Source organism: Streptomyces sp. NPDC086147 (assembly GCF_040702165.1).
Classification (GTDB): Bacteria; Actinomycetota; Actinomycetes; order Streptomycetales; family Streptomycetaceae; genus Streptomyces.
Map to the genome: position 1 here is coordinate 94606 of NZ_JBFBJO010000018.1, position 24358 is coordinate 118963.

General features: G+C 73.7%; 25 protein-coding genes. 12 read left to right on the forward strand and 13 right to left on the reverse strand.

Annotated elements, in window-relative coordinates; genetic code table 11:
• Positions 1 to 26: 26 nt before the first annotated feature.
• Together AB0398_RS28280 and AB0398_RS28285 are read right to left on the reverse strand one after the other, a co-directional pair.
• Positions 27 to 815, reverse strand: coding sequence for a hypothetical protein (locus AB0398_RS28280; protein WP_366378459.1), 789 nt, complete (start codon positions 813 to 815; stop codon positions 27 to 29).
• A 333-nt stretch (positions 816 to 1148) separates the two neighbouring features.
• Positions 1149 to 2846 carry a PucR family transcriptional regulator ligand-binding domain-containing protein gene (locus AB0398_RS28285; protein WP_366378484.1) on the reverse strand — a complete coding sequence of 566 codons (1698 nt, stop codon included), beginning with the start codon at positions 2844 to 2846 and terminating at the stop codon, positions 1149 to 1151.
• 318 nt (positions 2847 to 3164) lie between these two features.
• Between AB0398_RS28285 and AB0398_RS28290 the strand changes: the two genes are divergently transcribed.
• The 5 genes from AB0398_RS28290 (at position 3165) to AB0398_RS28310 (ending at position 9900) form a co-directional block, all read left to right on the forward strand.
• Positions 3165 to 4055 (forward strand): xanthine dehydrogenase family protein subunit M, encoded by an 891-nt coding sequence (locus AB0398_RS28290; RefSeq protein WP_366378460.1) that lies wholly within the window; start codon positions 3165 to 3167, stop codon positions 4053 to 4055.
• 1 nt (position 4056) lies between these two features.
• Positions 4057 to 4644 carry a (2Fe-2S)-binding protein gene (locus AB0398_RS28295; RefSeq protein ID WP_366378461.1) on the forward strand — a complete coding sequence of 196 codons (588 nt, stop codon included), beginning with the start codon at positions 4057 to 4059 and terminating at the stop codon, positions 4642 to 4644.
• A gap of 2 nt (positions 4645 to 4646) precedes the next feature.
• Positions 4647 to 7052 (forward strand): xanthine dehydrogenase subunit D, encoded by a 2406-nt coding sequence (pucD, locus tag AB0398_RS28300; RefSeq protein ID WP_366378462.1) that lies wholly within the window; start codon positions 4647 to 4649, stop codon positions 7050 to 7052.
• 206 nt (positions 7053 to 7258) lie between these two features.
• Positions 7259 to 8725 carry an NCS2 family permease gene (locus AB0398_RS28305; RefSeq protein ID WP_366378463.1) on the forward strand — a complete coding sequence of 489 codons (1467 nt, stop codon included), beginning with the start codon at positions 7259 to 7261 and terminating at the stop codon, positions 8723 to 8725.
• A 38-nt stretch (positions 8726 to 8763) separates the two neighbouring features.
• Positions 8764 to 9900 carry an XdhC/CoxI family protein gene (locus AB0398_RS28310; protein WP_366378464.1) on the forward strand — a complete coding sequence of 379 codons (1137 nt, stop codon included), beginning with the start codon at positions 8764 to 8766 and terminating at the stop codon, positions 9898 to 9900.
• A gap of 30 nt (positions 9901 to 9930) precedes the next feature.
• Here the strand turns inward: AB0398_RS28310 and AB0398_RS28315 are convergent, their stop codons facing one another.
• Positions 9931 to 10707, reverse strand: coding sequence for a restriction endonuclease (locus AB0398_RS28315; RefSeq protein WP_366378465.1), 777 nt, complete (start codon positions 10705 to 10707; stop codon positions 9931 to 9933).
• Between the two features lie 165 nt (positions 10708 to 10872).
• Positions 10873 to 11046, reverse strand: a complete 174-nt coding sequence (locus AB0398_RS28320) for a CsbD family protein (RefSeq protein WP_366378466.1) — start codon at positions 11044 to 11046, stop codon at positions 10873 to 10875.
• A 158-nt stretch (positions 11047 to 11204) separates the two neighbouring features.
• Here AB0398_RS28320 and AB0398_RS28325 point away from each other — a divergent pair, with 158 nt between their 5' ends.
• Positions 11205 to 11594, forward strand: coding sequence for a hypothetical protein (locus AB0398_RS28325; protein ID WP_366378467.1), 390 nt, complete (start codon positions 11205 to 11207; stop codon positions 11592 to 11594).
• A 13-nt stretch (positions 11595 to 11607) separates the two neighbouring features.
• Here the strand turns inward: AB0398_RS28325 and AB0398_RS28330 are convergent, their stop codons facing one another.
• Both AB0398_RS28330 and AB0398_RS28335 read right to left on the reverse strand, forming a co-directional pair.
• On the reverse strand, positions 11608 to 12450 hold the full coding sequence (locus AB0398_RS28330; RefSeq protein ID WP_366378468.1) for an oxidoreductase: 843 nt from the start codon (positions 12448 to 12450) through the stop codon (positions 11608 to 11610).
• 126 nt (positions 12451 to 12576) lie between these two features.
• Entirely contained in the window at positions 12577 to 12957 is a 381-nt protein-coding gene (locus AB0398_RS28335) for a MerR family transcriptional regulator (protein WP_366378469.1), read from the reverse strand.
• An 85-nt stretch (positions 12958 to 13042) separates the two neighbouring features.
• Here AB0398_RS28335 and AB0398_RS28340 point away from each other — a divergent pair, with 85 nt between their 5' ends.
• Positions 13043 to 14290 (forward strand): MFS transporter, encoded by a 1248-nt coding sequence (locus tag AB0398_RS28340; RefSeq protein ID WP_366378471.1) that lies wholly within the window; start codon positions 13043 to 13045, stop codon positions 14288 to 14290.
• Between the two features lie 7 nt (positions 14291 to 14297).
• On the opposite strand, the gene AB0398_RS28345 is transcribed toward AB0398_RS28340, so the two are convergent.
• From AB0398_RS28345 to AB0398_RS28370, 6 genes are all read right to left on the reverse strand, one after another.
• Positions 14298 to 14681, reverse strand: coding sequence for a GntR family transcriptional regulator (locus AB0398_RS28345; RefSeq protein WP_366378472.1), 384 nt, complete (start codon positions 14679 to 14681; stop codon positions 14298 to 14300).
• On the reverse strand, positions 14678 to 15466 hold the full coding sequence (locus AB0398_RS28350) for a hypothetical protein (protein ID WP_366378473.1): 789 nt from the start codon (positions 15464 to 15466) through the stop codon (positions 14678 to 14680). The genes AB0398_RS28345 and AB0398_RS28350 overlap by 4 nt, the downstream gene beginning before the upstream one ends.
• A gap of 101 nt (positions 15467 to 15567) precedes the next feature.
• Positions 15568 to 16884 carry an ROK family protein gene (locus AB0398_RS28355; RefSeq protein ID WP_366378474.1) on the reverse strand — a complete coding sequence of 439 codons (1317 nt, stop codon included), beginning with the start codon at positions 16882 to 16884 and terminating at the stop codon, positions 15568 to 15570.
• A 152-nt stretch (positions 16885 to 17036) separates the two neighbouring features.
• Positions 17037 to 17282 (reverse strand): hypothetical protein, encoded by a 246-nt coding sequence (locus tag AB0398_RS28360; RefSeq protein WP_121832319.1) that lies wholly within the window; start codon positions 17280 to 17282, stop codon positions 17037 to 17039.
• A complete protein-coding gene (locus AB0398_RS28365) occupies positions 17279 to 17914 on the reverse strand; it encodes a TNT domain-containing protein (protein ID WP_366378485.1) in 636 nt (211 codons plus the stop codon). The genes AB0398_RS28360 and AB0398_RS28365 overlap by 4 nt, the downstream gene beginning before the upstream one ends.
• Before the next feature lie 267 nt (positions 17915 to 18181).
• Positions 18182 to 18787: a TetR/AcrR family transcriptional regulator gene (locus tag AB0398_RS28370; RefSeq protein WP_365541544.1), complete on the reverse strand. Its 606-nt coding sequence runs from the start codon at positions 18785 to 18787 to the stop codon at positions 18182 to 18184.
• Positions 18788 to 18951: 164 nt separating this feature from the next.
• On the opposite strand from AB0398_RS28370, the gene AB0398_RS28375 reads away from it, so the two are divergent.
• Positions 18952 to 20106 carry an acyl-CoA dehydrogenase family protein gene (locus tag AB0398_RS28375; RefSeq protein ID WP_366378475.1) on the forward strand — a complete coding sequence of 385 codons (1155 nt, stop codon included), beginning with the start codon at positions 18952 to 18954 and terminating at the stop codon, positions 20104 to 20106.
• A gap of 195 nt (positions 20107 to 20301) precedes the next feature.
• On the opposite strand, the gene AB0398_RS28380 is transcribed toward AB0398_RS28375, so the two are convergent.
• Complete coding sequence (locus tag AB0398_RS28380; protein ID WP_366378476.1) at positions 20302 to 20991, reverse strand: response regulator transcription factor; 690 nt, start codon at positions 20989 to 20991, stop codon at positions 20302 to 20304.
• A 287-nt stretch (positions 20992 to 21278) separates the two neighbouring features.
• Here AB0398_RS28380 and AB0398_RS28385 point away from each other — a divergent pair, with 287 nt between their 5' ends.
• From AB0398_RS28385 to AB0398_RS28400, 4 genes are all read left to right on the forward strand, one after another.
• Positions 21279 to 21962, forward strand: a complete 684-nt coding sequence (locus AB0398_RS28385) for a 2-phosphosulfolactate phosphatase (RefSeq protein ID WP_366378477.1) — start codon at positions 21279 to 21281, stop codon at positions 21960 to 21962.
• 173 nt (positions 21963 to 22135) lie between these two features.
• On the forward strand, positions 22136 to 22897 hold the full coding sequence (locus AB0398_RS28390) for an SDR family NAD(P)-dependent oxidoreductase (RefSeq protein ID WP_366378478.1): 762 nt from the start codon (positions 22136 to 22138) through the stop codon (positions 22895 to 22897).
• A gap of 88 nt (positions 22898 to 22985) precedes the next feature.
• Complete coding sequence (locus tag AB0398_RS28395; RefSeq protein WP_366378479.1) at positions 22986 to 23693, forward strand: TetR family transcriptional regulator; 708 nt, start codon at positions 22986 to 22988, stop codon at positions 23691 to 23693.
• A gap of 142 nt (positions 23694 to 23835) precedes the next feature.
• Positions 23836 to 24222, forward strand: coding sequence for a zinc ribbon domain-containing protein (locus AB0398_RS28400; RefSeq protein ID WP_366378480.1), 387 nt, complete (start codon positions 23836 to 23838; stop codon positions 24220 to 24222).
• Positions 24223 to 24358: the final 136 nt, after the last annotated feature.

Below are 24358 nucleotides of genomic sequence, written 5' to 3' on the forward strand. Positions count from 1 at the left end.
TCAAGAAGTCCTGCTGTCAAGGTCTTTCATGCGGCCGGGTGTGGGGTGAGCTGGGCCGACAGCCAGGTCGGCACCCCGCCGAGCAGCCGGAAGAGGCGCCGCGCCTCCGCCCGCAGCCGTCCGGCCTCCGGTTCGGTCTCCGTGGTGGCCAGGGCGGTGAGGGCCGGAGCCGTACCCACCAGATAGCCCAACTCCTCGCGGATCCGCAGCGATTCGGCGAACCCGTGCCTCGCCTCCGCCAACTCGCCGTCCCGCAGGGCCAGTCCGGCCAGATGGCGCCATGTGGAGGAGAGCAGCAGCGAGTCCCCCTGGGCGACCGCCCCCGCGTGCGCCCTGCGGTACGCGGCGCGGGCCGCCTGCGGGGAGTCGCCGAGGTTCTGGGCGACGAGGCCGCGCCGGAAGTCGAGCAGCGGCCGGCCCTCGGCGGAGGGGGCGGTCAGGGCCGCCGCCCGGCCCAGGGCCATCCTGGCCTCGTCGGCCCGGTCGCGGACCCCGAGGAGGGTGGACGCGTAGGCGAGGTAGCCGCGTTCACAGGCGGCGGCCCCGCGCTCCTCGTCGGTGCGGGCGACCGCCTCGGCCGTCCGCAGGGCCTCCTCGGCGTCGGCCCAGCCCTTCTCGGTGTAGAGGCAGCGCTCGATGAGCAGCGCGGCCCGTTCGAGCGCCGCGGCCGGTTCGGCGGCGCGCGGCGCGAGCAGCGCGGCCGCGTCCGTCCAGCAGCCCCGGGAGCGGAGACGCCACACGGCGGTCTCCACGGGAGTCTTTTTGCCGTGGGCGAGGGACGGATCCGCGCCATCCCTTGATTCGGAACCAGACATGGCGGTATCCGCCACATTGCCCTCCCCGAGCGCGCCGTCGAGCTGTTGAGTAGACCCGCATCTCAGCACGAAGCGGCATACCCGGCCAAGGGGTCGGGTGAAAGATTTCACAAAGGGACGATCGGTGTGGTGACCACCCTTCGGGGCGCCTCCGACGACCCGTCAGATCGCCGCCGGGCCCGGGATCCGGCCCCAGCGCGGCCTGTCGGCAGCCCCGGCCGACAGGGCCCCACCAGCCCGTACGCCACTCCTTCGGGCTCCTCCGAACGAGTGAATTTCCGGATGCTTTTCCGGGCCTCCGACGGGCCTCCGACGGGCTTCCGCCGAAGGCGCTCAGCTCATCCGCAGCGCCAGGAAGAAGTCGAGCTTGTCCTCCAGGCGGGACAGGTCCCGGCCGGTGAGCTGTTCGATCCGGCCCACCCGGTACCGCAGCGTGTTCACGTGCAGGTGGAGCCGGGACGCGCAGCGCGTCCAGGAGCCGTCGCAGTCCAGGAAGGCCTCCAGGGTCGGGATCAGCTCCGCCCGGTGGCGCCGGTCGTAGTCCCGCAGCGGGTCGAGCAGCCGGGCCGTGAACGCCCGGCGGACGTCGTCCGGGACGAACGGCAGCAGCAGCACGTGCGAGGCCAGCTCGTGGTGGCCGGCCGCGCAGACCCGGCCCGGCCGGGCCGCCGCGACCCGGCGGGCGTGCCGGGCCTCCTCCAGGGCCCCGCGCAGGCCCTCCGCCGAGTGCACGGCCGCGCTGACGCCCAGGGTCAGGCGCCCGTCGTCGGCGAGGCCCGCGGAGAGCGGAGCCCGTACGGCGGCGAGGAGCGCGTCCGCGTGCAGGCCGACGGCGGGGGCGCCGTCCGCGTCCTCGCTCTCCGGCGGCGGCCCGGCGGCCAGCGGCACCAGGGCGATGGCCTCGTCCCCGCTGTGCGCGACGGCGATCCGGTCGGCGGACTCGGCGCCGACGGCCGCCGGGTCCACGAGGATCTCCTCCAGGAGCGCCTGCGCGACCGGCCCGCCGTCCACCGGGGACCCCTGGCCGGCCTCCTGCTCCCACTCCACCCGGGCGACGACGACCTGCCAGTGCGGGGCCGTGCCGAGTCCGGGCAGCAGCACCGGGGCGGCCACCCGCAGCCGGGCCGCGATCTCGGCGGGCGCGGCACCCGTCTGCACCAGCTCCAGGACCTCCTGGGCGAGCCGGCGCCGCACCGTGCGGGCCGCGTCGCGCCGGTCCCGCTCGACCGCGATCAGCTGGGTCACGCCCTGGAGCAGGTCCAGCCGGGCGGCCGGCCAGTCCCCGGCGTCCGCCTCGACGGCGAGCAGCCAGTCCGAGAGGACCGTCTCGCGCACGTCCCGGACGGCGGGGGCCGCGCCCCGGCCGGTGTTGCGGATCGGGAAGAGCGAGTACGTCGTGCCGCCGCCGGAGACCCGGTGCGGGCCGCGCCGGCCGGTCCGGACGGCGGCCAGGTGCTCACCGGCCAGGGAGGCGGCGAGCGCGCTGTCCAGGGGCTCCCCGGCGCCCGCGATCCGGCGGCCGGTGGGGGAGAGGACCCAGGCCCGCAGGTCCAGGTCGGAGCCGAGCAGGTCGAGGACGACCTCGGGACCGCCGCCCGCCGGGCCGGAGGTCATCAGGCGCCGGTGCCGGTCCACGACGGCCGCCAGGTCCCCGGCCCGCTCGCCGGACACCTGTCGAACAACGTGCTCGGTGATCGTCGCGAACGCAACGGACTCGTTGACCGCGAAGAGCGGCAGCCGATGGCGCGAACACGCCTGTACGAGATCGTCGGGGATGTCCCCGAGCTCCGCCTCGCCCGCCGCCAGCGCCGCCACCCCGGCCGATGCCAGGATCCGGACGAAGGGCTCGGCGTCCTCGGGCTCCCGCAGCCAGGCGAGCCCGGTCAGGACCAGTTCCCCGCCGGACAGGTAACGGCTGGGGTCCTTGAGGTCCGTCGTCATCACGCCCCGGACGGTGCGGTCCAGCTCGTCGTCGCCGCCGAGCAGGCGCAGCCCCAGCGCGTCGTTCTCCAGCAGTGCGCGCAGCCGCATGATGTCGCCGCCGTCCTTCTCGTCAGTGGTCGTGGTGGTCGCGTTGTCGCATTGTCGACGGTTCGGTGGTGCCACCGTTTCCATGGGGAAACGGTGAGGTTTCCGTTCTCCGTCTTTCGTTCGAATCTACAAGACGACGGTGGACACCAGCCAACTCCTTCATGTTTTCGGTGACTGCACCCAGGAGAACGTGGCCTTGTGTACTAGGCCACACACCGCGTGAACAGCACATGAACAAGTCGAGGGCCGGCCGTCTTCCCGGGCCCATCCGCACCGCACTGATCATCCGATCACCAGAATCACTAGAAGAGAGCCACCATGGACTTCCTTCGCCCCGCCAGCTGGGAGGAGGCGCTCGCCGCCAAGGCCGAGCACCCCACGGCCGTGCCCATCGCGGGCGGTACCGACGTCATGGTCGAGATCAACTTCGACCACCGGCGCCCCGAGTACCTCCTGGACCTGAACCGTATCGAGCTGCTGAGCGAGTGGGAGGTCGGCGAGGAGAACGTCCGGCTCGGCGCCTCCGTCCCGTACACCCGGATCATGGAGGAGCTGCGGGCCGAGCTGCCCGGCCTGGCGCTCGCCTCGCACACGGTCGCCTCCCCGCAGATCCGCAACCGCGGCGGCGTCGGCGGCAACCTCGGCACCGCCTCCCCGGCCGGCGACGCCCACCCGGCCCTGCTCGCCGCGGGCGCCGAGGTCGAGGTCGAGTCCGTGCGCGGCAGCCGCTTCATCCCGATCGACGCGTTCTACACGGGCGTGAAGCGCAACGCCCTGGAGCCCGACGAGCTCATCAAGACCGTCCACATCAAGAAGGCGGACGGCCCCCAGCAGTACTCCAAGGTCGGCACCCGCAACGCGATGGTCATCGCCGTCTGCGCCTTCGGTCTCGCGCTCCACCCGGAGACCCGGACCGTGCGCACCGGCATCGGCTCCGCCGCGCCGACCCCGATCCGCGCCAAGGAGGCCGAGGCCTTCCTGAACGCGGCCCTGGAGGAGGGCGGCTTCTGGGACAGCGGAAAGATCATCACCCCGTCGATCGCGAAGCAGTTCGCCGACCTCTGCTCGGGCGCCGCGAACCCGATCGACGACGTCCGGGGCACCGCGAAGTACCGCCGCCACGCCGTCGGCATCATGGCCCGCCGCCAGCTCGGCTGGACCTGGGAGCAGTACCGCGGCACCGGCCGCACGCTTGAGGGAGCTGCATAACATGCGCGTCAATTTCACGGTCAACGGACGTCCGCAGGAGGCCGACGACGTCTGGGAGGGCGAGTCCCTCCTCTACGTCCTGCGCGAGCGGATGGGCCTTCCCGGCTCCAAGAACGCCTGCGAGCAGGGCGAGTGCGGTTCCTGCACGGTCCGCCTCGACGGCGTCCCCGTCTGTTCCTGCCTCGTCGCCGCCGGCCAGGTCGAGGGCCGCGAGGTCGTCACGGTCGAGGGCCTCGCCGAGTTCGCCAAGGAGCGCACGGAGCACGGCTCCTGCGGCACGGGCGCCTGCGGCACCCCGCTCGACGCCGCCAAGAAGTGGCAGGCCAAGCCCGGTCAGGACTCCCAGACCGGCGAGGGCGTCGAACTCTCCCCGATCCAGCAGGCGTTCATCGACGCCGGCGCCGTCCAGTGCGGCTTCTGCACCCCCGGTCTGCTGATCGCCGCCGACGAGCTCCTGGAGCGGCAGAGCGACCCGTCCGACCAGGACATCCGTGAGGCCCTCTCCGGCAACCTGTGCCGCTGCACGGGCTACGAGAAGATCCTCGACGCGGTCCGCCTCGCGGCCGCCCGTCAGGGAGAGGCGGTCTGACCATGGCGCAGAACACCCGTACCGCACCCGCCGGTACGCCCACCAACGTCACCCAGAACCACACCAAGGGCGGCATCGGCGAGTCCACGCTCCGCCCCGACGGCACCCTCAAGGTCACCGGCGAGTTCGCGTACTCCTCGGATATGTGGCACGAGGACATGCTCTGGGGCCAGACCCTCCGCTCCACCGTCGCCCACGCCGAGATCGTCTCCATCGACGTCTCCGAGGCCCTGGCGATGTCCGGCGTCTACGCCGTCCTCACCTACGACGACCTGCCGGCCGAGATGAAGAACTACGGCCTGGAGATCCAGGACACCCCCGTCCTCGCCCACGGCCGGGTGCGGCACCACGGCGAGCCGGTCGCCCTGATCGCCGCCGACCACCCGGAGACGGCCCGCCGCGCCGCCGCCAAGGTGAGGATCGAGTACAAGGAGCTGCCCCTCGTCACCGACGAGGCCTCCGCGCTCGCCCCCGACGCGCCCCTCATCCACGAGGGCCGCGACGACCACCACGCGGGACACGTCCCGCACCCCAACATCGTGCACCGCCAGCCGATCGTCCGCGGCGACGTGGCGGAGGCCCGCAAGCGGGCCGACGTGATCGTCGAGGGCGAGTACGTCTTCGGCATGCAGGACCAGGCCTTCCTCGGCCCCGAGTCCGGCCTCGCGGTACCCGCCGAGGACGGCGGCGTCGACCTGTACGTCGCCACCCAGTGGCTCCACTCCGACCTGCGCCAGATCGCGCCCGTCCTCGGCCTGCCCGAGGAGAAGGTCCGCATGACGCTCTCCGGCGTCGGCGGCGCCTTCGGCGGACGCGAGGACCTGTCGATGCAGATCCACGCCTGCCTCCTGGCGCTCCGCACCGGCAAGCCGGTCAAGATCGTCTACAACCGCTTCGAGTCCTTCTTCGGCCACGTGCACCGCCACCCGGCGAAGCTCCACTACGAGCACGGCGCCACCAGGGACGGCAAGCTCACCCACCTCAAGGCCCGGATCGTCCTCGACGGCGGCGCCTACGCCTCGGCCTCCCCGGCCGTCGTCGGCAACGCCTCCTCGCTCGGCGCCGGCCCGTACGTGGTCGAGGACGTCGAGATCGAGGCGGTCGCCCTCTACACCAACAACCCGCCCTGCGGCGCGATGCGCGGCTTCGGCGCCGTCCAGGCGTGCTTCGCGTACGAGGCGCAGATGGACAAGCTCGCGGCGAAGCTGGGCATGGACCCGGTCGAGTTCCGGCAGATCAACGCCATGGAACAGGGCACGCTCATGCCCACCGGACAGGTCGTCGACTCGCCCGCCCCGGTCGCCGAGCTGCTCCGCCGGGTCAAGGCCCGCCCGCTGCCGCCCGAGCGCCAGTGGGAGTCGGCCGGCGAGGGCGCGGACGTCCGCGCGCTGCCCGGCGGCCTCTCCAACACCACGCACGGCGAGGGCGTCGTCCGCGGCGTCGGCTACGCCGTCGGCATCAAGAACGTCGGCTTCTCCGAGGGCTTCGACGACTACTCGACCGCCCGCGTGGTCCTCCAGGTCATCAACGGCGAGCCCGTCGCCATGGTCCACACGGCCATGGCGGAGGTCGGCCAGGGCGGCGTCACCGTGCACGCCCAGATCGCCCGCACCGAGCTCGGCGTCACGCAGGTCACCATCCACCCGGCCGACACCCAGGTCGGCTCCGCCGGTTCCACGTCCGCCTCCCGGCAGACGTACATGACCGGCGGCGCGGTGAAGAACACCTGCGAGGCCGTCCGCGAGAAGGTCCTGGAGATCGGCCGCCGCAAGAACGGCTCCTACCACCCCGCCTGGGCGACCGCCGAACTCCTCCTGGAGGGCGGCAAGGTCGTCACCGACGGCGGCGAGGTCCTCGCGACCCTCGCCGACGTCCTGGAGGGCGAGGACCCGGTCGACCTGGAGCTGGAGTTCCGGCACCGCCCGACCGTCCCCTTCGACCTGGTCACCGGCCAGGGCGACGGCCACGTCCAGTACACCTTCGCCGCGCACCGCGCGGTGGTCGAGGTGGACACCGAGCTCGGTCTCGTCAAGGTCGTCGAGCTCGCCACCGCCCAGGACGTGGGCAAGGCGCTCAACATGCTCTCCGTCGTCGGCCAGATCCAGGGTGGCACCACCCAGGGCCTGGGCGTCGCAGTGATGGAAGAGATCATCGTGGACCCGAAGACCGCGAAGGTGCGCAACCCCTCCTTCACGGACTACCTGATCCCGACGATCCTCGACACGCCGACCATCCCGGTCGACGTGCTCGAACTCGCCGACCCCAACGCGCCGTACGGCCTGCGGGGACTCGGCGAGGCCCCGACCCTGTCGTCCACCCCGGCCGTCCTCGCGGCGATCCGGAACGCCACGGGCCTGGAGCTCAACAAGACGCCGGTCCGCCCCGAGGCGCTCACCGGCACCCTGTAGGACCCTCCGGGCGGTACGGCCCATCCCGGGAACGTCACCCTTCCCCGCCCGTACCGCCCGGAGCCCCCCACGCACCACCCCCGTTCGTCTCGGGCCGTCCCCCGGGTCGTGCAGCCACGCAGCATCCCAAATCCCGCGGCTTCAGCCGGACCAGAACCCTTCGAAGTCCGACGCGGGTGCCCCTTTGAACCTTGGGAGTAGGCCCCATGACCCAGTCGTCAGTGGAGCCCAAGACCAGCGCCGAGGACGCGGGCTCCGGCTCGCGCACCCCCGCCGGCAGGTCTTGGCTCGACCGGTACTTTCACATCTCGGAGAGAGGATCCACCGTCGCGACGGAGGTCCGCGGCGGCGTCACCACCTTCATGGCGATGGCGTACATCCTCCTGCTCAACCCCCTGATCCTCGGCGGCAAGGACGTCGACGGCAATCTGCTCAGCCAGCCGGCGCTCATCACGGCCACCGCCCTCGCCGCGGCCGCGACGACCCTCCTGATGGGCTTCTGGGGCAAGGTCCCGCTCGCCCTCGCCGCCGGTCTGAGCGTCTCCGGCGTGATGGCCTCGCAGGTCGTCCCCGTCATGACCTGGCCGCAGGCCATGGGCATGTCCGTGGCGTACGGCGCGGTGATCTGTCTCCTGGTGGTCACCGGCCTCCGCGAGATGATCATGAACGCGATCCCGCTCGCCCTGAAGCACGCCATCACCATCGGCATCGGCCTCTTCATCGCGATCATCGGCTTCGTGAAGGCCGGCTTCGTCCACGAGAACCCCGCCCCGGGCGGCGGCCCCGTCTCCCTCGGCCCGGCCGGCGAGCTCCAGGGCTGGCCCGTCCTGATCTTCGCCTTCACCCTGCTCCTGATCTTCGCCCTCCAGGCCCGCAACATCCCCGGCGCCATCCTCATCGGCATCGTCGTCGGCACGGTCGTCGCGGTCGTCCTCAACGCGGTCGCCGACATACCCGCCAAGGCCTGGTTCTCCGGCCCGCCGGAGCTGGACGGCAGCGCGGTCTCCGCCCCGGACTTCTCCCTCATCGGGGACGTGTCCTTCAGCGGCTGGGGCGACGTCGGCTACATCACGATCACCATGATCGTCTTCACCCTGGTGCTGGCCGGCTTCTTCGACGCCATGGCGACCATCCTGGGCGTCGGCACCGAGGCCAAGCTCGCCGACGACAAGGGCCGCATGCCCGGCCTCTCCAAGGCCCTCTTCATCGACGGGGCCGGCGGCATCATCGGCGGCGGCGCCGGCGCCTCGGGCCAGACGGTCTTCGTCGAGTCCGCCACCGGCGTCGGCGAGGGCGCCCGCACCGGCCTGGCCTCCGTGGTCACCGGCGGCTTCTTCGCCCTCTGCCTCTTCTTCACCCCGCTCACCGCGATCGTCCCCCAGGAGGTCGCCGCCGCGGCCCTGGTCGTCATCGGCTCGATGATGATGCAGAACGCCAAGCACGTGGACTGGAGCGACCGCTCCGTGGCGATCCCGGTCTTCCTCACCGTGGTCCTGATGCCGTTCACGTACACCATCACCACGGGTGTCGCCGCCGGTGTCATCTCCTACGCGGTGATCAAGACCGCCCAGGGGAAGGCGCGGGAGGTCGGGGCCTTCATGTGGGGCCTGACCGCGATCTTCATCGTGTACTTCGCCATCCACCCGATCGAGAGCTGGCTCGGCGTCGGCTGACGCCCCACCGCCCTCCCGCACCCCCAAGGAGAACCGAGATGCTGGACATCGCCGAAGAGCTGCACCGGTGGGTCGAGCAGGGACGCGCCTTCGCCGTCGCCACCGTGGTGGCGGTCGGCGGCAGCGCGCCCCGGCAGCCGGGCGCCGCACTCGCCGTCGACAGCGAGGGCACGGCGATCGGATCGGTCTCCGGGGGGTGTGTGGAGGGCGCGGTCTACGACCTGTGCGTCCAGGCCCTCGACGACGGCCGGACCGTCGTCGAGCGCTTCGGCTACAGCGACGAGGACGCCTTCGCCGTCGGCCTGACCTGCGGCGGGATCATCGACATCCTCGTCACTCCGGTCCGCGGCGGGGTCCTCCCCGCCGCGCTCGCCGCCGCCGTCGAGGGCGAGGCGGCGGCCCTCGCCCGGATCGTCTCCGGCCCCGACGACCTGCTCGGCAAGTCCCTCCTGGTCCGCCCCGACGGCTCGTACGAGGGGAAGTTCGGCGGTCACCCCGAGCTGGACCGCACCGCGGCCGGCGAGGCCCGCGCGATGCTTGACGCGGGCCGCACCGGCACCGTGGAGATCGGCGAGGACGGCAGCCGCTGCGGACAGCCCCTGACCCTCCTGGTCGAGTCCTCCGTCCCCGCCCCCCGCATGATCGTCTTCGGGGCCATCGACTTCGCCGCCGCGCTCGTCCGGGTCGGCAAGTTCCTCGGCTACCACGTCACCGTCTGCGACGCCCGGCCCGTCTTCGCGACCCCGGCCCGCTTCCCCGAGGCCGACGAGATCGTCGTCGAATGGCCGCACCGCTACCTGGAGTCCACCGAGGTGGACGGCCGGACCGTGCTCTGCGTCCTCACCCACGACGCCAAGTTCGACGTCCCCCTGCTCCGGGTCGCCCTGCGGCTCCCCGTCGCCTACGTCGGCGCGATGGGCTCCCGCCGCACCCACGAGGACCGCAACGAGCGGCTGCGCGGGGTCGGCGTCACCGAACTCGAACTCGCCCGCCTGCGCTCCCCGATCGGCCTCGACCTCGGCGCCCGCACGCCGGAGGAGACCGCCCTCTCGATCGGCGCCGAGATCGTCGCCCACCGCCGGGGCGGCACGGGGGCCTCCCTCACCGGCGCCCACACCCCGATCCACCACGACGGCCCCCGGGGGCCGGTGGGCCGGATAGGGTCCGTGGCCTGAGGTCCGTGGCTCGGGGAGACGCCCCCGCCGTCAGGCCGGATCCACCGGAAGCGTCTCCCACGGGGGAGGCGCGAGCTGGTCCGTCCAGGCGGCCAGGGCCTCGCCGTCCACGCAGACGATCCCGCAGGTGTCGGCGTACTCGGCGGCCGGCGCGGTGAGGGAGCTGGTGGTCACGAGCACGGCCACATCGGCCTCGTGGACCGTGAAGCAGGTGCCGCCGAACCGCTGGAGGTCCTGGGAACCCACCCGGTGGTCCTCCGCGTACTGCTTGCACTGGAGCACCACCCGGCGCCCGTCCGCGGTCGTCGCGATCACGTCGGCGCCCAGGTCGCCCGCGCCGCCGACCACCTCCACGGGGGTGCAGCCGTCCCGGGCACAGAGCGCGGCGACCGTGTGCTCGAAGCCGTCGGGGTCCACCGCCATGTGATCCAGCGCCGTGTGATCCAGAGTCGTGTGGTCCACCATCGTGTGGTCCAGCACCGTGTGATCCAGCGCCTCCGGGACGGCGCCGGGCACGTCCGGGACCGGCGCGGCGACGGCCGTACGGAAGGCCGCACGCCGCCCGGCGGACGCCGCGCCCCTCCTGATCAGCGCGAACCCGACGGCCAGCGCCCCGAGGGCGGCGAACGCCACCAGGAGGGCGGAAGACACCCCCGAGCCGCGGTCCCCGGCCGCCTCGGCCGTCTTGAAGAAGAGCGCCAGACCGCCCACGCACGTCCCCGCGAGCCCGATCGCGAGCACCAGGTCGCGACCGATCGCCACGGGGCCGCGCCGGAGCGCGCCCCTGTCCTGCCCGACGGATCCCATCAGGGCCCCTCCCTCCCTCGCGTACGACTCCTCGCGTACGACCCCACTTGTACGGCCCCACCTGTACGACCCCGCCCGTGCGACCCCTCGCGCACGGCCCCGCACGCGCCGCGCCCCCGACCCCCGTGAGGGGCCGGGGGCCGCGGCATGTGCCGACCCGGAGGGTCAGCGCTTGAAGGCGTCCTTCGTCTTCTCCTTGGCCTCCCGGGCGTCGCCCTTGGCGCGCTCGGCGCGGCCCTCGCCGGCCATCCGCTCGTCGCCGAGCGCCCGGCCCGTGTTCTCCTTGACGGCGCCCTTGACCTGCTCGCCCTTGGCCTTCATCTTCTCGTTGCCCGACATGTCGGCTCCTCTCCGAGAACCTGGAAAACCCTTGCCTTGGTGAAATGCCGCATAACCGCGAACCGGCCCCCGAAACGGGGCCGGGGCTTCCGGACCGCGATAATCGAGGCGGCCACGCGTGCGCGCGGCCCGACCATCCCGAGGACGAAGGACCGACGATGCTGAAAGAGGGCCGGCGCGTGCGGCTCACGGTGGACCTCAGGCTGGCCGGAGAGGTCGTCCCGGCCGGCGGACCCCCGGCGGAGAGCGGCGCCGGGGCGGGGTTCCTGGCCCTGGCGGCGGGCGCCGAGGGCACGGTCGAGCGGGTGGACGAGGACCGTCCGCAGGGTCCGGAGGTGCGCGAGTACGAGCGGCTCAAGTCCCTCCTGGACGACTTCGGCCACCAGATGCCCCCGGCCAGCAGGCAGCAGCTCGAAGAGCGGGTCGATGCCCTGGAGCCCGCCTGGACCGCCTACCTGGAGCGGAAGCTCCGCACGACCGTCCGCGTCCGCTTCGACAACGGCTTCGTCCTCGACGACGCGCCCGGGGACCTCTTCGCCCCCGTCTGACCGGGGCGCCCGGTCAGCGGGCGGATTCCTCGATGCCGGTCGAGAGGGCCACGTGACGCCATCGGTCGAGTTCGCGCCGCACCAGGTCCAGCTTCGCCTCGACGCGTTCGACCGCGTCCGCGCCCAACTGCAGCCGCAGCGGGGGCTCGGTGGCCTCGGTGACGTCGACGACGGCCCTGGCCGCCTTCACCGGATCGCCCGGCTGGCGGCCGTCGTTCCGGGCCAGCGCCTCGCGCACCGGCCCCGCGCCGACGGCGTAGTCCTCGATGGAGGCCGGTTCGACCCGGATGCTGGAGGCGCTGAGGAAGTCGGTGCGGAATCCGCCCGGTTCCACGATCGTGACGCGCACGCCGAGCGGGGCCAGCTCGCCGTGCAGCGCTTCGGAGACGCCCTCCAGGGCGAACTTCGACGCGCCGTACAGGCCCGCCGCCGGAGCGGTGGCGAAGCCGCCCACGGAGCCGATGTTCACGACGTGTCCGGACCGCTGGGCGCGCAGCGTCGGCAGGGTCGCCCGCAAGGTGTTGAGCACGCCGAACACGTTGACGTCGAACAGCGCGCGGGCGGCCTCGTCGGAGATCTCCTCGATCGCGCCCACCAGGCCGTGACCGGCGTTGTTGACCACGACGTCGATCCGGCCGAACTCCTTCAGGCCCGCCTCCACCGCGGCCGCCAGCTGTTCCGGTTCGGTCACGTTCGCGCTCACCGCCAGCAGTCCGTCCGGCTTCTCCGGGTACGCGTGGAGCACCGCCGACGCGTCCCTCGCCGCGGCGATCACGCGATGCCCGCGGCCCAGCGCCTCCCGGGTGATCTCCGCGCCGAGCCCGCGCGAGGCACCCGTGACAAACCAAACACCCATGTTCTCCCACCGTCCGATCGTCTTGTGGCCGACGGACCGACGCTAGAACTTGGAGTGCTGTCTAGGTCAACAGGCTTGTGGCGGAAGGCCGTTCGCTGGATCCGCGCCCCGCCGCACCGGTAGGCGTCAGGCGGCCGGTTCGGCCGGAACCGCCTTCCGGACGTCCGCGAGGTACGCGGTCATGGCGTCCCGGTTGCGGGTCAACCGGTCGATCCGCTGCGCCATGCGCGCGCACTCCAGTTCCAGGAGCGCGATCGTCTCCGGCGTCGGGTTCGGGATGTCGATGCGGCCGGGCGGTCCCAGGCAGGGCAGGATCCTGCGGATCGTCTGCGTCGAGAGGCCCGCGTCGAGCAGCCCGCGCACCTGCTGGACGCGGTCCACGCAGGGCTCGGGGTAGTCCCGGTAGCCGTTGGCGCACCGGTGGGAGGCGATGAGGCCCTGCTCCTCGTAGTAGCGCAGCATCCGGCGGGAGACCCCGGTGCGTTCCGACAGCTCCCCGACGCGCACGATCCCCGCCCTCCCCGCGTTCCCGCGACGCTCTTCCGGATCCCGCTTGACCTTCACATCAATGGAAGGGTTCGACCATGCTGTCATGTCGAGCACAGACCTGACCAGAGGACCCTCCCACAGCCCCGCTCCCTCCTCCCGGCGGGCCGAAAGCCCTTCCCCGTCCGGCGGGTTGCCCCTGTCGGCGCTGCTCGCGCTTGCGACCGCCGTGTTCATCACGAGCCTCACCGAGACGCTGCCCGCCGGGCTGCTGCCCGCGATGGGCGGCGACCTGGGCGTCAGCGAGTCCGCCACCGGGCAGACGGTGACGATCTACGCCCTCGGCACCGTCCTCACCGCCATCCCGCTCTCCGCCGCGACCGCCGGATGGCGCCGCCGCCGGCTCCTGCTGACGGCCATGGGCGGGTTCGCCCTCGCCAACACCGTGACGGCGCTCTCCACCTCCTACCCGCTGACCATGGGGGCCCGGTTCGCCGCAGGGGTCGCGGCGGGCCTCGCGTGGGCGCTGCTCGCGGGCTACGCCCGGCGGATGGCTCCCGCGCACCTCCAGGGCAAGGCCATCGCGGTGGCCATGGCGGGCATCCCCGTCGCGCTCTCCCTCGGCGTGCCCGCCGGGACGTTCGTCGGCAGGGTCGTCGACTGGCGGACGGCCTTCCTCGTCATGACCGGCCTGACGCTGGTCCTCCTCGGCTGGATCCTGGCCGCCGTCCCGGACTACCCGGGACACCGCCCGGAGAAGGGCTCCTCACCGTCGATGACGGCCGCGCTCAAGGTCCCCGGCGTCGCCCCGGTCCTCGCCGTCACCCTCGTCTTCGTCCTCGCCCACACCCTCCTCTACACCTACATCGCCGCCTTCCTCGACCGGCTCGGGATGGGCGGCCGGGCCGACACCGTCCTCCTGGTCTTCGGCGCCGCCTCGCTGCTGAGCATCTGGGCCGTCGGCACCCTGATCAACCGCCGGCTCCGGGCCCTGATGATCACCGGCACACTGCTCGTCGCGGTGGCCGGCGGGATCCTGGCGCTGTTCGCGCGGTCGTCCGCGCTCGTGTACGGCGCGGTGGTGCTCTGGGGCCTGGGCTGGGGCGGCGCGCCGACCCTGCTCCAGACGGCGGCGGGCGACGCGGGCGGCGAACAGGCCGACGCCGCGCAGGCGATGCTCGTCACCCTCTGGAACGTCGCCATGGCGGGCGGCGGGGTGGTCGGCGGCCTCCTCCTCGACGCGTTCGGCACCGGGGCCCTCCCCTGGAGCGTGCTCGCCCTCCTGGTCCCCGTGGCGGCCGTGGTCGTCGCGGCCCGCACCCACGGCTTCCCCGCCCGCAGGGAAGGATCTTGACGGCTCGTCAGGCGGACGGCGCGTCCAGGGCCGCCCGTACAGCGGCCAGGACGGCCGTCTCGTCGGCGCCCGTCGCGCGGGCCCCGGCGACGTACGCGCGGGCGAGCCGGGTGAGGGCGGCGGTGTCGACGGGGGCCGCGCCGGGGCGGGCGGCGACCCTGGTGCCCGCGCCCCGCCGGGTGCGGACCAGGCCCGCCGCCTCCAGCTCCTTGTAGGCGCGGTTCACGGTGCCGGGGGCGAGCCCCAGGTCGGCGGCGAGCTGTCGGACGGTGGGGAGCCGTTCGCCCTCCGGCAGGACGCCGCCGTCGATGAGCGCCGCGAGCCGGGAGCGGATCTGCTCGTACGGCGGGACCGGGCCGGTCGTGTCCACGCGTACGGCCGGACCGGTCACGGCCCGCTCCGGGGGGAGGCCGGCGGGGCGAGGACGGTGAACAGCGACCACAGCGTCGTGCCGGCCGCGACCGCGGCGACCGGCAGCAGGAGCAGCCCCGCGGTGTGGACCAGGGGCCCCACGCAGGACAGCGAGCGCAGCGCGCCGGAGGCGAAGAGGGCGGCGCCGGCCAGCGGCGCCGAGACCAGGAGGCCCCACGCGGCCGTCACGGCACGACCGCGTTCCCTGCGCCGCCGCGCGTCGTCCGCCGTCGCCGCGGAGTCGCCCCCGGGGGCCGGGCGCCCGGTGATGCGGCGCAGGGCACAGCCGCAGGCGGCGGTGCCGGCCGCGAGGGCGGCGAGCACCGGGAGGCCGTAGAAGAGGCCGGGCCAGGGCCCCCGGGACTCGGTGAGGCCCGTGCAGGCGACGCTGAGCGTGCGGCCCGCCCTGCCCATGTCGTCCGGGGAGGCGGTGAGCGCGGCGACGGTCAGCAGCGCGAGGAGTACGGCGGCCTCGGCGGCGAGCAGGAGACCGAGGCCGGCCGGCAGGACGTCGCGGACGCGGCGCGGGACGAGGCCCGCGAGCCGCACCGCGCCCCCGGGCCCCGGCGTCAGCGCGTCGGCGGCCAGGACGCCCGCCGTGGCGCAGACGGCGAAGACCGGCAGGGCGTGCAGGACGCCGAGCCCGAGCCCGGCGTCGTGGGCGACCGTCCAGGCCGCCGCCGCGCCGGTCGCCGCGGCGCCCCACCGGACGAGCAGTTCGGCGCGGGCCGGCCGGAGCGGGGCGGGCGGGGCGGAGCCGGGCATGGGGACCCCCGTCGGAACTCTTGTGTCATGTGTCGAGTACAAGATGGCGGGCCCCGCGACTTGTGTCAAATGAATGACACAAGTCGCGGGTGGGGGCGGAATCAGTGTGCCGTCCGCTCCCGTACGGCCGTCGCCCACACCGGCTGCTCCTCGGCGGCCTCGCCCCCGGTCTCGGCCCGCCGCCCGCCGCGCGCGAAGAAGTCCGCGAGCGGCAGGATCGCCGCGCCGACCGTGACCGCGTCCGGGCCGAGTGTTCCCAGGCCGATGCCCACGCGGGCCGCCGGGTACTTCAGGGCGTACTCCCGCGCGTACCGCTCGACCGTCTCCAGGAAGCGGGTGCCGAGCTGGAGTCCGGCCCAGCCGCCGATGAGGATGCGCTCGGGCTGGAAGAGGTTGATGAGGTCGGCGAACCCCGCGCCCAGGTACTCGGCGGTCTCCTCCAGGACGGCGAGCACCGTGGGATCGGGCGGGGTCCCGGCGTCGGCGGGGTACGCGGCGGCGAGCATGGCGGTGAGGGCCGTCTCCTCGTCCGTGCCCTCCGGGGGGTGCCCGCCCGCCTCCCGCCAGCGTTCGAGCAGCGCCTCCGCGCCCGCGTACGCCTCCAGGCAGCCCAGGGCGCCGCAACGGCAGCGGCGCCCCCGCACCCGTACCTTCAGATGGCCCCATTCGACCGCCCGCCCCGGCCCCGTCGGGTCGGTGACCACGCAGGCGCCGACGCCGGAGCCGAAGAGCACGACGACGGCGCTGCGGGCGCCGCGCCCGGCGCCGAACCACATCTCGGCCTGGCCGAGGGTCTTGGCGCCGTTGTCGATCCAGTACGGCACCGAGGCCGGGAGTTCCACGTGCTCGCGCAGCAGGCGCTCCAGGGGCACGGCGTCCCAGTCGACGGTCTGGCCGTGCACGACCGCGCCGTCCTCCGGGGTCCTGGCCACGATGCCGGGCACGCCGACACCGACGCCGAGGAGCTGTTCGGCGGGCACGTCCGCGGTCCGCAGCACCTCCGCGATGCCGTCCCGGACGTGGCCGACGACGACCCCGACCTCGTACCGGTCGTGCGGATGCGGACCGCCCACGGCCAACGGGCGCTCGGCGCGGGCGAGTTCGGTGAGGGCGAGGTCGAACAGCTCGATCCTGATCCGGGTCTCGCCGACATCGACGCCGATCATGAAGCCGCTGCCGGGGGAGATCCGGAGCAGGGTACGGGGGCGCCCGCCGGCCGAGTCGACGCTGCCGGCCTCCTCGACCAGCCCCTCCGCGACGAGCTCGGCCACCACGTTGCTGATCGAGCCTGAGCTCAGTCCGGTCGCGGGGCCCAGCGAGAAGCGGCTCGTCGGCCCGTCGAAGTACAGGCGCTGGAGGACGGCGGTGCGGTTCTCGCGCCGCAGGTCACGGACGGTGCGTCCGTTCCGCTTGGTCACTGGGCCCCCTGGTGAAGTAGTCCTCGTCGAACATACCGCTGCGGGGCCGGGGAGGCGACATTATCTTTAGCTTTAAGTCATGAGGTGAAATAAGCCGGTCGGGCCCCGTCGCCTTCACTTCCCGAACGCGGGACGTGCCGGCGGGGTGCCTCCTAGGCTCCCAGGAGGGTCCGGAGGTGGGCGCAGGCGTCCGCCTCGGCCGGGTGCGTGGCGACCGGCTCGTACGCGCCCCGCTCGTACACCCCGGTCTCCCAGCCGCCCCCGCCCGGCGCCGCCCGCAGATAGGCGAAGTCGGTCGGGACGGGGGAGGGTTCGTGGACGCCCTCGATCCAGTAGTAGCCGGCGGGCACCCCGGCCTCCTGGAGGGCCCGTTCGAGGGTGCGGCGGTGGTCGGTCATGCGGGCACGCGCACGAGGTAGCCGTTGTCGAGCAGCCACTTCACATTGAGCCGCTGCCCCTCGCCCGGGTCCAGGAAGGCCGGGTCCAGCTTGATCTGGCGGCCGCCGCCCGGCTGCTCGAACCAGGGCGCGACGGAGCCCTCCCAGACCGCGAACGCCCGCGTCACCTCGTACAGGTGGTAGTCGCAGGGAAAGGCGGCGTCACGGGTGTTGAGGTTCTGCGGGGGCAGCGCCCGCTTCGCGTAGGCGTCGCCCGCGGGGGCCAGGTAGCCGCCGAACTCCGAGCCGAAGCGGTCCAGGCGCTCGCCCCTCACCAGGAGCTCGGGCGCCTTGTCGACCTCGCCGTTCACCTCGCCGAAGCCGTCGTTCGGCGGGTACTTCCAGCCGCCGGTGCCGGCCGGGCCCTCCCAGTACTTCTTGAGGAAGGCGGCGGGGGAGAGCTTGCCGGTCCGGTGGTAGCCGTCGAGCAGCGGCCCGACCGGCTTCTGCCGCTTCTTCGGCAGGTGCTCGGGCCCGAGCCGCGCGTCGCCGCGGAACTCCCCGGTGCAGGGAGCGGGCCGGTGCTTCCCGGAACTCTCGACGGGTGCGGCCTGCGCCGCGGGGGCCGCGGTGAGGGCGGCGGTGACGCCCATGGCGGCGAGTACGGCACGGATCCTGAGGACGGTACGGCTGCGCTCCACGCGGAGGTCTCCCTGGGAGGGGGTGGTCAGTGGCGCGGCACAGAGTAGTGGAGCGGGTGCGCAGGGTGAGGGACGGGTGGGGGTGGAAACCGGCCATTCGCGTGGGGGCGTCGTGGGGCGGTCCCCTGCGCCCCCGGTCCCTGCGCCTCCCGGTCCCTGCGCCTCCCGGTCCCCGCGGCCGATGGTCCCGGCGGTCGGGGGCTCGGGCCTCGCGGAGGCTCAGGCCTTCCGGAGGCCGCTGAGGAGCAGTTCGGCGAGCTGGTCGTACGCCTCCGCGTCGGCCAGGCCGGTCGCGGCGGCGACCTGGCGCCGCTGGATGCGGACCATGACCGAGGAGATGACGTCGGCGGCGAAGGTCACGTGCACCTCGCGGAAGACCCCGGCCCGCACCCCCTCCTCGATGAGCTGCTGGACCCGCCCGGCGGCCGCGCGCGTGTTGCGCTCGTACACCTCGGCGGCGGGCTCGAAGGCCGCCACGTCGTCGAAGAACTGCGGCGAGACCGGCGCCAGCTCGGCCGAGACCGCCCGCAGATAGGCGGCGAGCCGTTCGGCGGGCCCGGTGGCGGCGGCGAGGACGGCCTCGACCCGGGCCGTGGCGCGCCGGAAGAAGTGCACGACCGCCGCCCGGACCAGCTGCTCCTTGCTGCCGGCCAGGCCGTACAGGGTCCGCTTCGAGCAGTGCAGCCGGGCGGCGAGGTCGTCGAGCGTCAGGCCGGCGAAGCCCTCGCCGACGAGGAGGGCGACGAGCTCCTCGAAGAGCGCGGAGCGGCGCGCCGCTCCGCGGCCCGTCAGCTGCGGGGTGTCGGCGGCGGAGGTCTCGATCACCCGCCCAGTATTCCAGGCCGGGCCCGGAGGAGGCCGTGGCCCCGTGCACGCGGGACCGGTTCGTGCGGCACGGCTCCAGGGGTTGCGGCCGGCCGCTCCTGCGCTACTCTGACCGGTACTGGAGTACCCCCCTCAGTACCACTTTGCGCGCCGCTGGAGTCGCCATGGATGTCGACCGCCTGCTTCCCACCCCCGAAGCCGCGGACCTCATCGCCCTCACCCGGGAGATAGCCGACAAGGAGCTCTCTCCCCGGGTGGACGAGCACGAGGCCGCCGAGACCTATCCCGAAGGGCTCTTCGCGACCCTCGGCGAGGCGGGGCTCCTGGGCCTCGCGTACCCCGAGGAGTACGGCGGCGGGGGCCAGCCGTACGAGGTCTACCTCCAGGTCCTGGAGGAACTGGCCGCGCGCTGGGCGGCCGTGGCCGTCGCCACCAGCGTCCACACCCTGGCCTGCCACCCGCTGCACGCCTTCGGCACGCCGGAGCAGAAGGAGCGCTGGCTGCCCGCGATGCTGGAGGGCCGGACCATCGGCGGCTACAGCCTCTCGGAGCCGCAGGCCGGCTCCGACGCGGCCGCCCTCAGCTGCAAGGCGGAGCGGCAGGAGGACGGCAGCGGGTACCGGATCACCGGGACCAAGGCCTGGATCACCCACGGCGGCCGGGCCGACTTCTACGCCCTCTTCGCCCGTACGGCCCCCGGCAGCCGCGGCGTCTCCTGCTTCCTGGCGCCCGGCACCGCCGAGGGCCTGGGCTTCGGGGTGCCCGAGCGCAAGATGGGCCTCCAGGCCGTGCCCACCACCTCGGCGTACTGGGACGGAGCCCTCCTGGAGGAGGACCGCCTCGTCGGCAGGGAGGGCCAGGGCCTCCAGATCGCCTTCAGCGCCCTCGACAACGGCCGCCTCGGCATCGCCGCCTGCGCCACGGGCCTCGCCCAGGCCGCCCTGGACACCGCCGTCGCCTACGCCAACGAGCGCACCACCTTCGGCCGCCGGCTCGTCGACCACCAGGGCCTCGGCTTCCTGCTCGCCGACATGGCCGCCGCCGTCGACGCGGCCCGCGCCACCTACCTGGACGCGGCCCGCCGCCGCGACCTCGGCCGCCCCTTCAGCCGCCAGGCCAGCGCGGCCAAGCTCATCGCCACCGACACGGCGATGAAGGTCACGACGGACGCGGTCCAGGTCCTCGGCGGCTACGGCTACACCCGGGACTTCCCGGTGGAGCGCTACATGCGCGAGGCAAAGATCATGCAGATCTTCGAGGGCACGAACCAGATCCAGCGGCTGGTGATCAGCCGGGGGCTTGCCGTATCGGAGAAGTAGCGGGTCGGTGTCGGCGGAGAGCGTCCACCGGGTCGTGCAGGCGGGGCTCGCCCCCCGCCTCGGAGGAGGTCTTCGTGCGAGGTCTCCGGTGCGGTGGGGTGCGGGTGGTGGCGCGGGTCGGCGCGTCGAAGGCGACGTCGCCCGTCACGGCGGGCGCGAGGAGGCCGCGCAGCGCCTCGTCGATCTCGTGGATCATCAGATGTAGCCTTCGCGGAGCGCGTACGCGACGGCATGCGCCCGGTTGGTGAGCCGGAGACGGGTCATCAGCGCGTGCAGGATGTTCTTGACGGTGCGTTCGGAGTAGGCGAGCCGCTCGCTGATCTGCCGGGTGTCCAGGCCCTCGGCGAGCAGCCGCAGGACGTCCACCTCGCGCGGCGCCATCCCGAGGAGCGGCACCGCCCCGCCGGCCGTCGCGCCCGCCGCCGTCGCCCGCCGGAGCCGTCCCACCTGGTTCAGGAGCCGGCTGACCAGATCCGGCGGTAGCTCCCCCTCCCCGCGCGCCGCGCTGTGCACGGCGCTCAACAGGCGCTGCTCGGTGGCCTGGTGGCGCCAGATGATGGCGCGCACCCCGTACTCGACCACCGACAGCAGATCGGACTCGCGCAGCTCGCCCGCGACGAGCACGACCCGCCGGTCCCGGCCGTGCAGCAGCCGCCGCAGCTCGGCCGTGGTGGACTCGTCGATCCGGTCCGCGAGCATCACGGCGACGGCGGGGGCGTTCCGCTCCTCCGGGGCCTGTTCCTGCCCGCCCCGCCCGTCCTCTCCCCGCTCCGGCAGGACGTCCAGGGACGGCTGGTGCCGCAAGTGGCTGATCAGCCCGGCCCGGCTGAGCGGATCGGACGCGTGGACGGTCACCGTCACCCGCTTGGTGAGCACTTCCGCCACCTGCTCCTTCTCGCGCGTCCCGGCCGTCCGGGCGTGGTCGGGCGCCCGGTACGGAAGGCGAGGCGGCCGCGCCGGTGCCCCGGGCCGGTGTCCGGCACGCACGGTGGTCCCCCGCGGTCTGCTGGCCGTGGCCGGCGCACGCCGGCCACGATGGTCGCCACCAGCCTGCCGCGCGCTGCTCACGTCCCGCTGCCGTCGCGCTAACGCCTCCGCCGACGCCGTTACCGCAGGTGTGACGCGCGCCACTCCCCGCGAGTCGCGGTTCGGGCATGGGCGATCATGACCCGATGGACGCTCGTTTCCTCGGCACCGCCGAACTGACCGGAACCCCGTCGACGGCCGTCGTCGTCGACGTCATGCGCGCCTTCACCGTGGCCGCCTGGGCCTTCGGCCGGGGCGCGGAGAGGATCGTCCTCGCCGGATCGCTGGACGAGGCGCTGGAGTTGAAGGCCCGTCACCCGGACTGGGTGGCGCTCAAGGACGGCCCGCCGGCGCCCGGGTTCGACGCCGTCAACTCGCCCGGCCTGCTCCGCTCCGCCGACCTCGGCGGCCGGACCGTCGTGCAGAAGACCACGGCGGGCACGGTCGGCGCCCTCGCGGTGAAGGACGCGCCGCTGGTGCTCTGCGCCGGCTTCGTGGTGGCGGAGGCGACGGCCCGGCTCCTGCGGACGCGCGCCCGCGGCGACGTCACGTTCGTGGTCACCGGCGAGGACGGGCGCGCCGAGGAGGACCTGGCGTGCGCCCAGTACATCGCCGGGAGGGCCGCCGGGGCCGGGACGGACGCGGCCGGGTTCCTCCGCCGCGCCGCGGAGTCGCGCGCCGCCGCCGAGCTGAGGGAGGGCGTGCGCGAGGGCGCCCACCCCGACGACGTCGCACTCTGCCTCGAACTCGACCGGTTCCCCTTCGCCATGGCGGCGGCCGTGGAGGACTCGCTCATGGTCCTCCGCCCGTACGCCGTGCCCTCGGACTGACCGCCGCCGCCCCGCGGCCGGGGGTCCGGCCTCCGCTTCCGGGGGCGCCGCACGCGGTTCTATGGTGGGCGGCGCAGATCGCGCGGACCGCGCGGTCCTCCGCGGGCACGCGCCCGATCCGGCGGCCATCCCGGCGGCAGGGTCGCCCCCGCACGACACGAACGAGGAGTTCCATGGACATCGCAGGCTCCGCCGCTCTCGTCACCGGCGCCGCCTCCGGCCTCGGTGCCGCCACCGCCGCCGCGCTCGCCGCCCGGGGCGCCACCGTCTACGGCCTGGACCTGGACAAGTCCGTGGCCGCCGCCGGGGCCCTCCCCGAGGGCGTCCGGCTGCTCGCCGCCGACGTCACCGACGAGGAGCAGGTCCGCGCGGCCCTCGCCGAGGCCGACGCCGACGGGGCCGAGCTGCGGCTCGCCGTGAACTGCGCCGGCATCGCCCCCTCGGCCCGGATCCTGGGCCGCAAGGGCCCGCACGACCTCGACCTGTTCCGCGCCGTCGTGAACGTCAACCTGATCGGCACGTTCAACGTGATGCGGCTCGCCGCCGAGTCCATCGCCCGGCACGAGCCCGACGAGCACGGGCAGCGGGGCCTCGTCGTCAACACCGCCTCGATCGCCGCCTTCGAGGGCCAGGTCGGCCAGATCGCGTACGCCGCCTCCAAGGCGGGCGTCGCCGGCATGACCGTCACCGCCGCCCGCGACCTCGCGCAGTTCGGCATCCGGGTCGTCACCCTCGCCCCCGGCATCGTCGACACCCCGATGATGGCCGGGTTCACCGAGGACGTCCGGGCCGGTCTCGCCGCGAGCGTCACCTTCCCGCAGCGCCTCGCCCGCCCGGAGGAGTACGCCCGGCTGGTCACGATGGTCGCCGAGCACGACTACCTCAACGGCGAGACGATCCGCATGGACGGCGCGCTCCGGATGTCCGCGCGCTGAGCCTCCGTACCCTCTAAAAAGCACTGGGTGCCGGATTAGTCCGGCACCCAGTGCCGCGAGACCGTCCTTCCAATGCTAGTTTCGACGCATGGGAACAGCGTCGACGAACTCCACGAAGCCCGCGATGCGGGACTCCCTCATCGCCGCGGCCTTCCAGCTCTTCCTGGAGCGGGGCTACGAGCAGACCACCGTCGACGACATCGTGACCCTCGCGGGCGTCGGCCGGCGGTCCTTCTTCCGGTACTTCCCGTCGAAGGAGGACGTGGTCTTCCCCGACCACGAGCAGTGCCTCGACGACATGACCCGGTTCCTCGCGGCGAGCGCCGACTCCGACGACCCGATCGTCCGGGTCTGCGGCGCCGCCCGGCTCGTCATGCGGATGTACGCCGAGAACCCCACCTTCTCCGTGCAGCGCTACCGGCTCACCCGCGAGGTCGCCGGGCTCCGCACGTACGAGCTGTCGGTGGTCTGGCGGTACGAGAAGACCCTCGGCGACTACCTGCGCACCCGCTGGGCCGACCGCAGGGACGGCACCCTGCGCGCCAACGTGGTCGCGGCGGCCGTGGTCGCCGCCCACAACCACGCCCTGCGCCACTGGCTGCGCTCGGGCGGCGAGGGCGACCCGCTGGCCGCGGTGGACGAGGCCCTGGAGTTCGTGCGCACCACCTGGAGCTCCGCCCCGGCCGCGGACGCACCCGCCGAGGAGGCGGAGGACGTCGTGGTGGTCATCACCAAACGGTCCACCCCGATGTGGCGCGTGGTGCGCGAGGTGGAGTCGAGCCTCGGCGAGGGCTGAGGGGCGCCCGGACGGGGTCCGGAAGGTGCCAGGGGATCTCAGTATCTCCGATTGAGGGAACTCAGGTCTTTATTTGATGGCACTCAGTGCCATATCTTTGCTCCATGCACGGTCGAGCCGCCGAGTGCAAGGAGAAGGCATCGTGTTCCACACGGGACTGAGGAGCGGGACCGCCGTCCACGCCGAGGAGACGGCCCCCGATTCCGAGCTCTACTTCCAGCGCTGCCGCTGGTGCCACACCACCACGTTCCAGCGACTGCTCTGTCCGACCTGCGGGTCGACCGACCTCGCGCCCGAACTCAGCGGGGGCGAGGGCGTCATCTCCGTACGGCGCGGGGTCGCCGCGGCCGACGCGGACCTCTGGCCGGTGCACATGGCGGAGGGGTTCGTGGTCCGCTGCCGGGTCGACGGACCGCCGCACGCGGTGCGCCCCGGGCTCCGGGTCAAGCTCTCCTCGGGCGTCGGCGTCTCCGGTCGCCGGCCGGTCGTCCGGCTCTGCGACGAGGTCCCGCTCGACGGCTGGATGTGAGCGGGCGCTCCGTCCCACATCGTGCGAAAGGGGCGGCTGGGTGGCACAGAGTGCCACCCACCCCCCCCCGAACGGGACACCCCGGGGGGGCGGGGGCCGGGGGGAGCGGCGGCCCCAGGGGCGGGGGGGGGCGTGT

Excerpts from the sequence above, each read along its gene's own strand:
- AB0398_RS28330 (WP_366378468.1), bottom strand. The coding sequence starts at position 12,450 with ATGGGTGTTTGGTTTGTCACGGGTGCCTCGCGCGGGCTCGGCGCGGAG.
- AB0398_RS28385 (WP_366378477.1), top strand. The coding sequence starts at position 21,279 with ATGGACGCTCGTTTCCTCGGCACCGCCGAACTGACCGGAACCCCGTCG.
- AB0398_RS28325 (WP_366378467.1), top strand. The coding sequence starts at position 11,205 with ATGCTGAAAGAGGGCCGGCGCGTGCGGCTCACGGTGGACCTCAGGCTG.
- AB0398_RS28305 (WP_366378463.1), top strand. The coding sequence starts at position 7,259 with ATGACCCAGTCGTCAGTGGAGCCCAAGACCAGCGCCGAGGACGCGGGC.
- AB0398_RS28315 (WP_366378465.1), bottom strand. The coding sequence starts at position 10,707 with ATGGGATCCGTCGGGCAGGACAGGGGCGCGCTCCGGCGCGGCCCCGTG.
- AB0398_RS28340 (WP_366378471.1), top strand. The coding sequence starts at position 13,043 with ATGTCGAGCACAGACCTGACCAGAGGACCCTCCCACAGCCCCGCTCCC.
- AB0398_RS28350 (WP_366378473.1), bottom strand. The coding sequence starts at position 15,466 with ATGCCCGGCTCCGCCCCGCCCGCCCCGCTCCGGCCGGCCCGCGCCGAA.
- AB0398_RS28375 (WP_366378475.1), top strand. The coding sequence starts at position 18,952 with ATGGATGTCGACCGCCTGCTTCCCACCCCCGAAGCCGCGGACCTCATC.
- AB0398_RS28310 (WP_366378464.1), top strand. The coding sequence starts at position 8,764 with ATGCTGGACATCGCCGAAGAGCTGCACCGGTGGGTCGAGCAGGGACGC.
- AB0398_RS28280 (WP_366378459.1), bottom strand. The coding sequence starts at position 815 with ATGTCTGGTTCCGAATCAAGGGATGGCGCGGATCCGTCCCTCGCCCAC.
- AB0398_RS28360 (WP_121832319.1), bottom strand. The coding sequence starts at position 17,282 with ATGACCGACCACCGCCGCACCCTCGAACGGGCCCTCCAGGAGGCCGGG.
- AB0398_RS28295 (WP_366378461.1), top strand. The coding sequence starts at position 4,057 with ATGCGCGTCAATTTCACGGTCAACGGACGTCCGCAGGAGGCCGACGAC.
- AB0398_RS28365 (WP_366378485.1), bottom strand. The coding sequence starts at position 17,914 with ATGGGCGTCACCGCCGCCCTCACCGCGGCCCCCGCGGCGCAGGCCGCA.
- AB0398_RS28290 (WP_366378460.1), top strand. The coding sequence starts at position 3,165 with ATGGACTTCCTTCGCCCCGCCAGCTGGGAGGAGGCGCTCGCCGCCAAG.
- pucD (WP_366378462.1), top strand. The coding sequence starts at position 4,647 with ATGGCGCAGAACACCCGTACCGCACCCGCCGGTACGCCCACCAACGTC.
- AB0398_RS28320 (WP_366378466.1), bottom strand. The coding sequence starts at position 11,046 with ATGTCGGGCAACGAGAAGATGAAGGCCAAGGGCGAGCAGGTCAAGGGC.
- AB0398_RS28285 (WP_366378484.1), bottom strand. The coding sequence starts at position 2,846 with ATGCGGCTGCGCGCACTGCTGGAGAACGACGCGCTGGGGCTGCGCCTG.
- AB0398_RS28390 (WP_366378478.1), top strand. The coding sequence starts at position 22,136 with ATGGACATCGCAGGCTCCGCCGCTCTCGTCACCGGCGCCGCCTCCGGC.
- AB0398_RS28395 (WP_366378479.1), top strand. The coding sequence starts at position 22,986 with ATGGGAACAGCGTCGACGAACTCCACGAAGCCCGCGATGCGGGACTCC.